11 protein-coding genes are annotated in these 13,268 nt (G+C 66.4%); 9 read left to right on the forward strand and 2 right to left on the reverse strand.

Annotated features, from left to right (window positions below):
- The first annotated feature begins 125 nt into the window (after window positions 1-125).
- The 3 genes from AC1DOX_RS22795 (at window position 126) to AC1DOX_RS22805 (ending at window position 3,152) form a co-directional block, all read left to right on the forward strand.
- Window positions 126-1,346 (forward strand): CaiB/BaiF CoA transferase family protein, encoded by a 1,221-nt coding sequence (locus tag AC1DOX_RS22795; protein WP_477114067.1) that lies wholly within the window; start codon window positions 126-128, stop codon window positions 1,344-1,346.
- 250 nt (window positions 1,347-1,596) lie between these two features.
- The gene (locus AC1DOX_RS22800) at window positions 1,597-2,052 is read left to right on the forward strand and encodes a DUF2214 family protein (RefSeq protein ID WP_092134774.1); all 456 of its coding nucleotides are present in this window, start codon (window positions 1,597-1,599) and stop codon (window positions 2,050-2,052) included.
- Between the two features lie 77 nt (window positions 2,053-2,129).
- A complete protein-coding gene (locus AC1DOX_RS22805) occupies window positions 2,130-3,152 on the forward strand; it encodes a Bug family tripartite tricarboxylate transporter substrate binding protein (protein WP_441617325.1) in 1,023 nt (340 codons plus the stop codon).
- Window positions 3,153-3,166: 14 nt separating this feature from the next.
- Here the strand turns inward: AC1DOX_RS22805 and AC1DOX_RS22810 are convergent, their stop codons facing one another.
- A complete protein-coding gene (locus tag AC1DOX_RS22810) occupies window positions 3,167-4,957 on the reverse strand; it encodes a potassium/proton antiporter (RefSeq protein WP_441617323.1) in 1,791 nt (596 codons plus the stop codon).
- A 345-nt stretch (window positions 4,958-5,302) separates the two neighbouring features.
- Here AC1DOX_RS22810 and AC1DOX_RS22815 point away from each other — a divergent pair, with 345 nt between their 5' ends.
- Together AC1DOX_RS22815 and AC1DOX_RS22820 are read left to right on the forward strand one after the other, a co-directional pair.
- On the forward strand, window positions 5,303-5,764 hold the full coding sequence (locus AC1DOX_RS22815) for a tripartite tricarboxylate transporter TctB family protein (protein ID WP_092134779.1): 462 nt from the start codon (window positions 5,303-5,305) through the stop codon (window positions 5,762-5,764).
- Between the two features lie 12 nt (window positions 5,765-5,776).
- Entirely contained in the window at window positions 5,777-7,279 is a 1,503-nt protein-coding gene (locus tag AC1DOX_RS22820; RefSeq protein WP_441617321.1) for a tripartite tricarboxylate transporter permease, read from the forward strand.
- A 110-nt stretch (window positions 7,280-7,389) separates the two neighbouring features.
- Here AC1DOX_RS22820 and AC1DOX_RS22825 read toward each other — a convergent pair whose 3' ends face one another.
- On the reverse strand, window positions 7,390-8,274 hold the full coding sequence (locus AC1DOX_RS22825; protein ID WP_092134782.1) for a LysR substrate-binding domain-containing protein: 885 nt from the start codon (window positions 8,272-8,274) through the stop codon (window positions 7,390-7,392).
- Window positions 8,275-8,453: 179 nt separating this feature from the next.
- On the opposite strand from AC1DOX_RS22825, the gene AC1DOX_RS22830 reads away from it, so the two are divergent.
- The 4 genes from AC1DOX_RS22830 (at window position 8,454) to AC1DOX_RS22845 (ending at window position 13,207) form a co-directional block, all read left to right on the forward strand.
- Complete coding sequence (locus AC1DOX_RS22830; protein WP_092134783.1) at window positions 8,454-9,431, forward strand: Bug family tripartite tricarboxylate transporter substrate binding protein; 978 nt, start codon at window positions 8,454-8,456, stop codon at window positions 9,429-9,431.
- Window positions 9,432-9,558: 127 nt separating this feature from the next.
- Window positions 9,559-11,184 (forward strand): gamma-glutamyltransferase, encoded by a 1,626-nt coding sequence (ggt, locus tag AC1DOX_RS22835; protein ID WP_441617318.1) that lies wholly within the window; start codon window positions 9,559-9,561, stop codon window positions 11,182-11,184.
- A 407-nt stretch (window positions 11,185-11,591) separates the two neighbouring features.
- Entirely contained in the window at window positions 11,592-12,452 is an 861-nt protein-coding gene (locus AC1DOX_RS22840) for a PhzF family phenazine biosynthesis protein (protein ID WP_441617316.1), read from the forward strand.
- A 137-nt stretch (window positions 12,453-12,589) separates the two neighbouring features.
- Window positions 12,590-13,207, forward strand: a complete 618-nt coding sequence (locus AC1DOX_RS22845; RefSeq protein WP_441617314.1) for a pyridoxamine 5'-phosphate oxidase family protein — start codon at window positions 12,590-12,592, stop codon at window positions 13,205-13,207.
- Window positions 13,208-13,268: the final 61 nt, after the last annotated feature.

The raw sequence follows: 13,268 nt of genomic DNA on the forward strand, positions 1-13,268 counted from the left end.
GAGTGCGTCGGCCGCCCTGCCGGGTGGTAGAGTGCAGGCTGTCCGCCCGGGCTCCGCCACGGCCTTTCGCGCCGCGCGGCCGCTCCGCCCCACTCACCCCACCTCCACGCCTTGCCGTCTCTGCCATGGGAGCCTTGAGCCATCTCCGCGTCCTCGACCTGACCCGCGTCCTCGCCGGGCCATGGTGCGCCCAGAACCTTGCCGACTTCGGCGCCGATGTCATCAAGATCGAGCGCCCCGGTCCCGGCGACGACACCCGCACCTGGGGTCCACCGTGGCTCAAGGCCGAAGACGGCCGCGACACGGCCGAAGCCGCCTACTACCTGGCCGCCAACCGCAACAAGCGCTCCGTGACCTGCGACATCAGCACGCCGGAAGGCCAGCAACTGGTGCGCGAACTGGCCGCCAAAAGCGACGTGGTGCTGGAAAACTACAAGGTCGGGCAGCTCAGCAAGTATGGGCTGGATTACGAGTCGCTGAAAGCCGTCAAGCCGGACATCATCTATTGCTCGGTGACCGGTTTCGGCCAGACCGGCCCGTATGCCCAGCGCCCGGGCTATGACTTCATCATCCAGGGCATGGGCGGATTCATGAGCCTGACCGGCGAGCGCGACGACCTGCCCGGCGGCGGCCCGCAGAAAGCCGGCGTGGCGATTTCCGACCTGATGACCGGCCAGTACGCGACCATCGCGGTGCTGGCCGCCCTTGCCCACCGCGACCGCACCGGCGAGGGCCAGTACATCGACATGGCGCTGCTGGACGTGCAGGTGGCCATGCTGGCCAACATGAACACCAACTACCTGGCCAGCGGCGTGGCGCCGCGGCGCTGGGGCAATGCCCATCCGAACATCGTTCCCTACCAGACCTTCCATGCCGCCGACGGCTGGATCATCGTGGCCGTGGGCAACGACGGGCAGTTCCGCAAGTTCGTGACGGCCGGCGGCCGGCCGGAACTGGCCGACGACCCGCGCTTCGCCACCAATCCGCAGCGCGTGGCCAACCGTGACGAGCTGGTGCCGATCCTGGCCGAAATGGTGCTGCCGCGCACGCGCCAGCAATGGATCCTGGACCTGGAGCGTGCCGGCGTGCCCTGCGGCCCGATCAACTCGCTCGACGAAGTCTTCGAGAACGAGCAGGTCCTGGCGCGCGGCCTGCGCGTCGATCTGCCGCACCCCACCGCCGGCGAGGTAAAGCTGGTCGGCAGCCCGATGCGGATGAGCGTCACGCCGCCCGAGGCACTGCGCCATCCACCGTTGCTGGGCGAGCACACCGATGTGGTGCTCGGCGAGACACTCGGCTACAGTGCCGAACACATCGCCGCCTTGCGCGCCAAGGGCGTGCTCTAAGAGGTCGCTTCAGGAAGATCCTGGCGTCGCTGCACGGCCTGGCCAGGACCGCTTCGCTTCATTTATGAAGCAACCTCTGAACCGGCACAGACCGGCGCAGGCAGGGTCCGGGGCCTTCCCCGGACCGGGCGAGACAACCAGAAGTCCAAAGTCGTCCCCCGCAGTTCCCATTGAAAGCGAAGTTTGCAAGCCAATCGCCGCGGTCTGAAAGCGCGCGCCAGCGCAGCCGCGACTCGCCCAAGGAGAATTCATGCTGACCGATGCCCTGCTGGCGTTCTTCCATTTCCTCGCGATTTTCGTGCTGGTCACGCTGCTGGCCGCCGAAGCCGTCGTGCTGCGGCCTGAAATGACGCCGGCCACCGTGCGGCGGCTCTCGCTGTACGACCTGTTCTATTTCCTGTCGGCGATGGTCGTGCTGGCCACCGGCCTGCTGCGGCTGTTCTATGGCGCCAAGGGTGCGGATTTCTACCTGCACAACCCATGGTTCCACGCCAAGGTCACGATTTTCGTGCTGATCGCCCTGAGCTCGCTGCCGCCGACGTTCGCCATCGCGCGCTGGCGCAAGCAGGCGCGCAAGCTGCCCGACTTCGTGCCGACGCCCGCCGAGATCAAAAAGGCCCGCCGCTGGGTCATGATCGAAGCCCACGTATTTATCCTGCTGCCGCTCTGCGCCGTGATGATGGCGCGCGGCATCGGCATCCACTGAACTGCCCGGCCAGCGCCGGGGCGCCACGTACGTCCCGGCCCCCCGCTTTCCCAATCGTTCCGTCGTTCCGATCCCATATGCTGAAGACTCTCTTCACGGCCACGAAGATGGCCGCCACCATGGCCACGCTGGTGGCCGCCACCCTGCCGATGGCCACGCCCGCACATGCCGCCGGCAACTGGCCGACCAAGCCGATCAAGTTCGTGGTGCCCTACCCGGCCGGCGGACCGCTGGACACCGTGGCGCGCGCCATCGGCGAAAAACTGCGCGACAGCCTGGGGCAGCCCGTGGTGGTGGAAAACAAGCCCGGCGCGGGCGGCAACCTGGGCGCGGACTACGTCGCCAAGCAACCGGCGGATGGCTACACGATCGTGATGGGCGCGGTGGCCACGCATGCCATCAACCCGACGCTATTCAGCAAGATGCCGTATGACCCGGTCAAGGACTTCGCGCCCGTGACGCTGGTCGCCGACGTGCCCAACGTGCTGGTGATGCATCCGGGCAAGGCCGCCGAGCTGCACATCAACAACGTACGCGACCTGGTGGAATACGCGCGCAAGCATCCCGGCAAGCTCGACTACGCATCCGGCGGCAATGGCAGCGCCGGGCACCTGTCGGGCGAGCTGTTCAAGAGCATGGCCCATGTCAGCATGGTCCACATTCCGTATAACGGCGCATCGCCCGCGCAGTTGTCGGTGCTGTCCGGCCAGACTGACCTGATCTTCGACAACCTTGCCTCGGCGTCGGCCAACATCAAGGCTGGCAAGCTCAAGGCGTTTGCCGTGACCACGGCCAGCCGCGCCGCCGCGTTCCCGGATCTGCCGACCATCGCGGAAGCCGGCAAGGGCCTGGGGCTGGAGGGGTTCGACATCTCCACGTGGTTTGGAGTGCTGGCCCCGGCCGGAACGCCGCGTGACATCGTCGACCGCCTCAACCACGACATCGTGGCGATCCTGAAGACCGACGACATGCGCGCCCGTCTGGCCCGCATCGGCGCGCAGCCGGCCCCGACCACGCCGGAACAGTTTGCCGCGCTGATCCAGAAGGAACTGAAGAAGTACGGACAGGTGGTAAAGGTGTCCGGCGCGAAGGTCGATTGATAATCGGCTGACCGCTACGCGTGATCCGTGGCGCCCGGCGATTTTCGCCGCAGGCGCCACAACCTGTCCTTGGCCGTGTCGGCCGCAGCCGGCCCGCGCGGCAGCAACAATCCCACCTGCACGATCCGGGGCCCGTCCATGCGGGTCACCGTCAGCCGCAATCCGGCAATCTCCACGGCATCGCCCTCCACCGGCGGCGACGGAAACGCCGACAGCATGGCGTTTTCCAGCGTCAGCGCATGCTCGGCCGGTGTCAGCGCGCGGGTGCCATAGAGTGCGGCCACGTCGCGCAGGAAGGCGTCGCCGGAGAGCAGGAAGTCGTGCGATACCTGATCCCATGCGGGTGGCCGGGCCGCGGTCAGGAACAGGCGCGACAGCAGCGGCACCGTGCTGCCCGGCGCCACCACCGACACCGCGTCGCCGGCGCGCAGGATGACCTGATCGAGCGGCACCAGCACGCCGTCGCGCGCCACCGTCATCAGCCGGCTGCGTGGTGGCAGCTCCAGCTGATCGGCGCGCAAATTCTCCACCGACGAATTGGCCGCCACCAGGAACTGCATCAGCTCCAGCGACGGCGCGCGCGTGCCTTGCAGCCGTTCGCGCGACAGCGGTTCCGTGTAGGCCGGGCGCAGCACGCGCGCCAGACGCGCCGCCAGCGCCACGGTCGTCCCCTGGCACAGCAGGCTGGCCAGCACCACCGCAAAGGCGATGCGGAACAGCAGGCCGGAATCCTCCATGCCCTGCAGCAGCGGGAAGAGGGACAGCACGATCGGTACGGCCCCGCGCAAGCCCATCCAGGCCAGGAAGCCCTTCTCCCCCGCGCTGAAGCGGAAAGGCAGCAGCGACACCCAGACCGCCAGCGGCCGCGCCACGCACATCAGGAACAGTGCCACGGCCGCAGCTGGCAGGGCTACTTCCCAGATCCGGTGTGGCGTTACCAGCAGCCCCAGCAGCAGGAACATGGCCGACTGGGCCAGCCAGGCCATGCCGTCCATCGCGCGCATGGTGTCGGCGGTGACCGCGCGCTCGCGGTTGCCGATGATCATGCCGGCCAGGTACACGGCCAGGAACCCGCTGCCGCCGACGCTCTGGACGATCGCAAAGACCATCGCGCCACCCGAGCAGACCAGGATCGCCTGCAACCCCTCGCCCACGTTGACGCGCTCGAGCACATTCGCGAGGCAATAGCCGAGGCCGACGCCCAACGCGCCCCCCACGCCAAACTGCACCACCAGTCGCCATGCCAGCGCGCCCGCAGACAGCGACTGCGGCGCGGTGATCCATTCGATCAGCGTAAGCGTCAGGAAAATGGCCATCGGATCGTTGATGCCGGATTCGATCTCCAGCACGCTGGCCACGCGCTCCTTGAGCCGGATGCCGCTGCTGTTGAGCAGCGAGAACACCGCCGCCGCGTCGGTCGACCCGACGATCGCGCCCAGCAGCAACCCGAGCTTCCAGTCGATCTTCAGGACCCACGTGGCAAAGGCGCCGACCAGGCCCGCCGTGATCACCACGCCGAGCGTGGCCAGTGCCAGCGAGGGCCGCAGGGCCACGCGGAACGTGGCAAAGCGCGTGCGCAACCCGCCGTCGAGCAGGATGATCGCCAGCGCGATATTGCCCACCAGAAAGCTGAGCCAGGTATTGGAAAAACGGATGCCCCCCGGGCCGTCCACGCCGGCCAGCATGCCGACGCCCAGGAAGACCAGCAGGAACGGCACGCCGAAACGCGCCGAGAACGCCCCCACGACGATACCGAGCGTCATCACCACGGCGCCGATCAGGATGGCATGGTCAATACTTTCCAAATGACTCCTTTCGATTCCTTTCAGCGCGCCCGCATCCACTTGTGCGGTTGATGATAGCGCACGCGTTTTTCGCGCCGTCCGCCCGCCCCTTGTCTACCCCTTTGTTTTCCTTTTTTCGTTGCAACGTCAACGACTTACTGCGTCCTTTCAGACGTCTCCCTAGGGACATACCCTGAAGTTGCCCCTGATTGCAGACATATGAAAGGTAGCTGAAAGGATGCGCTTTTAACTTCCACCCTGCCCGTGGCGGGGTCGGGGGAGATTGTCCCTTCCTGCCTTGCACGAAGCCGGACGATCCGGCTCCGCCGCGACGATTTCAAGCAGTCAATATCGAGGAGAATCATTTTGCGCATACGTAGCCAAAAGGACTTTGCCTCCGGCCTGTTGTTCATCCTGGTCGGATTCGGCTTTTCCTTCGTCGCCCGTGGCTATTCCATGGGAACAGCCGCCAAGATGGGACCGGGGTACTTCCCGTTCTGGCTCGGCGTCGTGCTCGCCCTGCTGGGCGCGCTGGTACTGTGGGGCTCGCTGTCTTCCAAGATGGAAGAAGACCAGCTGGCCCGCTGGGACATCAAGACGCTGCTTTGGATCCTGGGCGCCGTGGTGCTGTTCGGCCTGCTGCTCAAGCCGCTGGGCATGGTGCTGTCGGTGCTGGTGCTGGTGCTCGTCTCCTCGATGGCCAGTCATGAATTCAGCTGGAAGGGTACCGTCCTGAACGCGATCATCCTCGTGGTGATCAGCCTGGGCGCATTCGTGTACGGCATCAACCTGCAGATGCCGGTGTGGCCGGCTTTCCTGGCAAGCTAAGGAGCCGCCAACATGGAACTACTCTCCAACCTCGGACTGGGCTTTGCTACCGCCCTGTCCTTCCAGAACCTCGCGTACGCCTTCCTGGGCTGCGTGCTGGGCACCCTGATTGGCGTGCTGCCGGGCCTGGGGCCTCTGGCCACCATCGCCATGCTGCTGCCGGTGACCTACACGCTGCCCCCGGTGGCCGCGCTGATCATGCTGGCCGGTATCTACTACGGCGCGCAATACGGTGGTTCCACGACCGCCATCCTGGTGAACCTGCCTGGTGAATCGTCGTCGGTGGTGACCACCATCGACGGCTACCAGATGGCACGACGTGGCCGTGCCGGCGTGGCGCTGGCCACCGCCGGTCTGGGCTCGTTCTTCGCCGGCTGCGTGGCTACGCTGATCCTGGCCGCCTTTGCCGCACCGCTGTCGGAACTGGCATTCAAGTTCGGCCCCGCCGAGTACTTCTCGCTGATGGTGCTGGGCCTGATCGGTGCCGTGGTGCTGGCTTCGGGTTCGCTGGTCAAGGCAATCGCCATGATCGTGCTGGGTCTGCTGCTGGGCCTGGTCGGTACCGACGTGAACTCGGGCGCGGCGCGCTTCTCGTTCGACGTACCCGAACTGACCGACGGCCTGAACTTCGTTTCGGTGGCCATGGGCGTGTTCGGCTTCGCGGAAATCATCGCGAACCTCGAACAGAAGGATGCCCGCGAGACCTTTACCGACCACATCACCAACCTGTTCCCGACCAAGGCGGACTTCAAGCGCATGATCCCGGCGGTGCTGCGTGGCACGGCGCTGGGTTCCGCACTGGGCATCCTGCCCGGCGGCGGTGCGGCACTGGCTTCGTTTGCAGCCTACTCGCTGGAAAAGAAGACGTCGAAGTATGCGCATGAATTCGGCAAGGGCGCGATCGAAGGTGTGGCAGGTCCGGAATCGGCCAACAACGCCGCGGCACAGACCTCGTTCATCCCGCTGCTGACGCTGGGTATTCCGCCTAACGCCGTGATGGCGCTGATGGTGGGTGCGATGACCATCCACAACATCCAGCCCGGCCCGCAGGTGATGACCAGCAACCCGGCGCTGTTCTGGGGCCTGATCGCCTCGATGTGGATCGGCAACTTCATGCTGATCGTGCTGAACCTGCCGCTGATCGGTATCTGGGTGAAGCTGCTGAAGGTGCCTTACCGCTACCTGTACCCGGCCATCCTGACGTTCTGCTGCATCGGCGTGTACTCGGTCCAGAACACCACGTTCGACGTGTTCCAGACCGCGGCCTTCGGCGTGATCGGCTACCTGTTCATCAAGCTCAAGTGCGAACCGGCACCGCTGCTGCTCGGCTTCGTGCTGGGACCGATGATGGAAGAGAACTTCCGCCGCTCGCTGCTGCTGTCGCGTGGTGACTTCAGCGTGTTCGTGACGCGTCCGCTGTCGCTGGGCCTGCTGATCGCCGCGGCGGTCCTGGTGGCGATCGTGGCGATGCCGGCGATCAAGTCCAAGCGCGAAGAAGCGTTCCAGGAAGAATAAGCAGTAGCCAGGCCGGGGTTACCGGCCACACAACGCAAGCTCAGGGCGCCGCAAGGCGCCCTTTTTTTATTCCGCGTCCGGAGGCCTCGCCCCGGCCGCCTACGCTGGCGTCAGCCGCCAAACAGGCCGGCGCATGCCGCGCGGATTGCCTCCGTCACGTGTCCCCGGCCGTGATCGCGCCGCTCCAGCATGCCGATCGTACGCACCACCGGGTCCCCGGCGGCCTGCAGCGGCAGGATCCGGAGCGCATCGTCGTCGCGCCAGCGCGCGCGCTTGAGCAAAGGCACCACGGTCACGCCCACTTCCTGCCGTACCAGCTCCACCAGCGCCTCGATCGAATTGAGTTCGAGGAACTCGTTAGTCCGCAGGTGCGCGCGGCGTAGCGCGCGCTCCACGAGCGCACCGGTGCGCTGGCCGCGGTCGAAGCGCAGGAACGGATTGGCGGCCAGCGCCTGGCGTGCCGTCTCGCCCGGACTGCCGCGCGCGGCGATGGCGACCAGCGGCTCCTGATAGAGCGGCGTCCAGCGCAGCGCGCCGGCCGGCCGGGCCGACCCCTCCACCAGGAATGCCGCGTCGAGCTCGCCGCTTTCCACCTGCGCCGCCAGGTCGATTGACTTGGCCCCCACCAGCCGCACATCCAGCGCGGGGTAGGCGCGCTTCATCCGTGCCACCACGTGCGACAGCCCCCCCATCACCGACACCACAGCGCCCACGGCCACCGCCCCGGCCATGGCCTCGGACGCCGCCAGCGGCAAGCGCATCTCGTCGTAGAGCGCCAGCAGCTGGCGCGCCCGTGGCAACAGCTCCCGCCCGTCCGCGTTGAGCACGGCCACGCGGCCGCTGCGGTCGAACAGTTCGCGCCGCAACTCCTGCTCCAGCGAGCGCATCTGCAGGCTGACGGCGGCCTGGGTCAGCGCCACCTGGCCGGCCGCGGCGGCAAAGGACCCCTGCTCGGCGACGGCCACAAGAGTACGAAGGAAACGGATAGTGCTCATGTCAGGCTCGATTGTGGTGCATCCACTCACAAGGTTTTCTTGTGAATCACAAAAGGAATATTAGCTTTCATTGTGATCGGCCGCGCGGAATAATGATGGTCGGGCCTTGATTTGGCTCGGTTTTTCCTGCCTTGCATTGCCCCCGCCTGACTGTTTGATCTTCCGTACCGGAGCGAAGAATGAAAACCTGGCTACGCCATATCGGCATCGGCCTTGCCACGAGCCTGACCCTGGTTGCCGCACCGTCGCACGCCGACACCTTCCCCAGCAAGCCGATCCGCCTGATCGTGCCCTTCCCCGCCAGCGGCGCGACGGATCTGCTGGCGCGAGCCATCGCCCAGAAAGTGGGCGCCAACCTGGGCCAGCAGATCGTGGTGGACAACCGGCCCGGCGCGGGCGGCGCGATTGGTTCCGACATGGCCGCCAAGGCCCCGGCTGACGGCTACACGCTGCTGATCGCCACCACCAGCACGCACTCCATCGGCCCGTACATCAACACGCACCTGCCGTACAACACCGAGACCGATTTCACCCCGATCGGTCAGGTGGCCACGGCAACCAACGTGCTGGTCGTGCCAAACTCCCTGCCGGTCAAGAATGTCAAGGAACTGATCGACTACGCCAAGAAGCATCCGGGCGAGCTGAACTACGCTTCCAGCGGCAACGGCACGGTGGTCCACCTGACGGCCGAGGCCTTCAAGGCCCAGGCCGGGGTGTTCATCACCCATATCCCGTACCGCGGCACGGCGCTGGCGGTGCCCGACCTGATCTCGAACAAGGTGCAGGTGTTGTTCGACAGCATCGTGTCCGGCATGCCGCACGTGAAGGACGGCAAGCTCAAGGCCCTGGCCGTGACCAGCCTCAAGCGTTCCCCGCTGGCACCGGACCTGCCGACGGCCAGCGAATCCGGCCTGCCCGGCTTCGAATCCGATACGTGGTTCGGCATCTACGGCCCGAAGGGATTGCCGGCTGACGTCGTCAGTCGCCTGAACGCCGAGTTCAACAAGGCGATCCAGTCGCAGGACGTCAAGGACCGCCTGGCCAAGCTGGGCGCCGAGCCCGTCGGCGGCACGCCGGCGCAGTTCGCGACGATGGTGAAGAAGGACAGCGCCCGATGGGGCAAGCTGATCAAGGACCGGAAGATCCAGGTCGACTGATCGGCATCGGGCCGGCGCGCGACGCCGGCCTTATCCTTCCACATTCCTTCCTGACATCGCGGTGCGTGATGCCGCGCAGGATATTTTGTCCCGAGGCCTCCCGAGGCCCGCATTTACGAGACAGACCATGCAGAACTTCAACTGGACCAACCCCTATCCCACCGTGCGCATTCCGCTGTTCGCGCGCAACGTGGTGTCGACGTCGCACCCGCTGGCCGCACAGGCCGGCCTGCGCATGCTGCTCAAGGGCGGCAATGCCGTCGACGCGGCCATCGCCGCCGCGGCCGCGATCACGCTGGTTGAGCCCGTGTCGTGCGGCCTGGGCAGCGATGCCTTCGCGATCCTCTGGGACGGCAAGGAGCTGCATGGCCTGAACTCCTCCGGCGTGGCCCCGGCCGCCTGGAATACCGACTACTTCAAGAAGAAGTATGGCGTGGATGCCAACGGCAACGCCAACCGCCCGATCCGCGGCTGGGACTCGGTCACTGTGCCGGGCGTGATCGCCGGCTGGGCCGCACTGCACGAGCGCTTCGGCAAGCTGCCGTTCGAAGACCTGATGGAGCCGGCGATCGAGATCGCCGAGCGCGGCTACGCCGTGCCGCCGGTGGTCGCGCACAAGTGGGCCGCCGCCGTGCCGGACCTGAAGAACCAGCCGGGCTTTGCCGACACCTTCATGCCCAACGGCCGCGCGCCGCAGGTGGGCGAGAAGTTCGTCCTCAAGGCCGCCGCCGACACGCTGCGCAAGATCGGCGCCTCCAAGGGCCGTGCCTATTACGAAGGCGAGATCGCCGAACGGATCGCCGCTTTCAGCAAGGAGTGCGGTGCCGCGCTGACGCTGGACGACCTGCGCAACTATCGTCCTGACTGGGTCAAGCCGATCAGCAAGTCCTACCGCGACCATGACGTGCACGAAATTCCGCCGAACGGCCAGGGCATTGCCGCGCTGATGGCGCTGGGCATCCTCGACCAGTTCGACGTGGGTTCGCTGCCGGTCGACTCCGTGGATTCCCAGCATCTGCAGATCGAGGCCATGAAGCTCGCCTTCGCCGACCTGTACCGCTATGTGGCCGACCCGCGCAGCATGGAGGTCACGCCCGAGCAGATGCTGGACGATGCCTACCTGAAGTCCCGCGCGAAGCTGATCGACATGAAGCGCGCCACCCACTTCAACTTCGGCATGCCGAAGGTCGGCGGCACGATCTACCTGACCGCCGCCGACGAGAACGGCATGATGATCTCGTTCATCCAGTCGAACTACATGGGCTTTGGCTCGGGCGTGGTGGTGCCGGGCACCGGCATCAGCCTGCAGAACCGTGGCGTGGGATTCTCGATGGATCCGAAGTCCGCCAACGTGGTGGAAGGCGGCAAGCGTCCTTTCCACACCATCATCCCCGCATTCCTGACGAAGGACGGCCAGCCCGTGATGAGCTTTGGCGTGATGGGCGGCGACATGCAGCCGCAGGGCCACCTGCAGACCGTGGTGCGCATGCTGGACTACAAGCAGCAGCCGCAGGCCGCCTGCTGCGCACCGCGCTGGAAGGTGAACCGCGATTTCACGCTGGACGTGGAAGGCACGATGGACCCGGCCACGCTGGCGGGCCTGAAGGCACGCGGCCACCAGCTCAAGTCCGTGAACGATCCCTATATGGACTTCGGCTCCGGCCAGTTCATCTGGCGCCTGTCCGATGACGCCGAGCAAGGCTACGTGGCCGCCAGCGACAGCCGTCGCGACGGTCAGGCCGTGGGCTTCTGACACCGGACTGGCGAATGATTTCGTAGTACCGCAGCACCGAAGCTGTACTGAAGTCGTTGTCCTGCAAGGCGCCCGGGGGTCCATCCCCCGGGCGCTTTTTTCATGGGCGTGTGAAGCAGGCATCGGGGATGGTGGATACGGGGCGGGGAAGACGGGGCGGTGAATTTGGGCCGGGAGGGCCGGGCGAATGGGGCCCGGGGAATGGGGGCCAGGGTGTCGCGCCGGCCTCAACTGTTCCGCTCCGCGCGTGCGGAACTGTGCATGGCGCCCGCCAACCGCTCGCATACACTTGCCGGATTCGCCGCGACTCCCCACTCGTTCCTCGCGCCGTTGCCTCCGCTGCCATTCGTCGCCATTCGTCGCTACTCATCGCGTCGTTCACCACACCACTCACCGCGCCTCCTACCATGACCGACTACGCCTTCCGCATCGTCAACGTCTTCGCCGAATCCACCTTCGGCGGCAATCCCCTGTGCGTGTTCGAAGACGCGCGCGGCCTGGACGACGCCACCATGCAGGCGCTGGCGCTGCAGTTCAACCTGTCCGAGACCACGTTCGTATTTCCGTCTGACAACGCGACCGCCGCCGTGCGCATCTTCACGCCCGGCTACGAAATGCGTTTCGCCGGCCACCCGACGCTGGGCACGGCCCACGTGGTGCGCGACTTGGCAAGGACCGGCGATGCGTTGTCGCTCGAGTTCAAGGCCGGCGTGGTGCCGGTGACCGCCGAGGGAGACCGCTGGACGCTGACGGCGCCGCATCAGGGCCAGCCAAAGACTGCGCCGGCAGGCCTGCCCGACGCCGAGATGGCATCGCTGCTGGGCCTGTCCGTGGACGACCTCGCGGGATCGCCGATGTGGGTCGACACCGGCGCCGACCAACTGCTGGTGCCAGTCAGGACGCCGGACGCCGTACGTCGCGCGCAGCCGGACAGCAGCCGCCTTGACCGCTGGCCGCAGAGCAGTCTGGGCCGCAAGACAGCCTACGTGTTTGCCTTCGATCCGGAACAGCCTGGCAAGGTGCTGGTGCGCTACTTCTTCACCAAGCAGGGCGGTGGCGTTGCCGAAGATCCGGGCACCGGCTCCGCGTGCGCCAACCTCGGCGGGTGGCTGCTGGCCACCGGCCACGCGCTGCCGGCGGCCTATGCCGTGGATCAGGGCGAGTTCGTGGGTCGCCACTGCCGGCTGGACCTGGCGGTCACCGCCGAGGGTGCCATCCGGGTCGGCGGCCGGGTAATCGAGATCGGCCGCGGCACGATCACGCTCTGATCCACCCGGGAGGGTCACGCTTCACGGACACAATTCAGGGGCATACTTCCGTTTCCGGCTGCTTTCGCCGGTTTGCCCCGTTTCCCCTTGTTCCTGTTGGTCCTCCATTGCCCCGCCAACTTCAGCGCCCCACTGCCATGACGTCCCACGACATCGCCGCGCTCACCGACCTGGAAGCGCTTTACGCCGAGCCCGGCGCCGCCTCCCTCGCCAAGGAAGTCGACTACCTGCACCCGTACTACCGCACGTTCGTGGAAGCGTCGCCGTTTTGCCTGTTGTCGACGATGAGCGACAAGGGTGGCGACTGCTCCCCGCGCGGCGATGCGCCGGGTTTCGTGCAGGTCCTGGACGACCGCACGCTGTTGCTGCCGGACCGACGCGGCAACAATCGCATCGACAGCCTGCGCAACATCGTGGCCGATCCGCGCGTGGGGCTGCTGTTCCTCGTGCCGGGGGTCAATGAAACGCTGCGCATCAGCGGTACCGCGACGATATCGACCGACCCGGACCTGATCGCCCGATGCGAGGCACATGGCAAGGCCCCGACGACGGTACTGGTCGTTTCGGTGCGATCCGTGTTCTTCCAGTGCGCCCGCGCGCTGGTCCGTTCGCACCTGTGGTCGCCCGATGCGCAGATTCCACGCGAGGCACTGCCCAGCAACGGCACCATCGTGGCCGAACTCAGCCAGCACGCGATCGACGGCCCGACCTACGACCGCGAGCAACCCGAGCGCATGCGCAACACGCTCTACTGAGAGGCCGTTTCAAAAATATTCTGGCGTCGTTGCGGGGTCTTGCCACACTCGCTGGCCGACG

The sequence above is a fragment of the Cupriavidus sp. 01L415 genome (assembly GCF_056400065.1).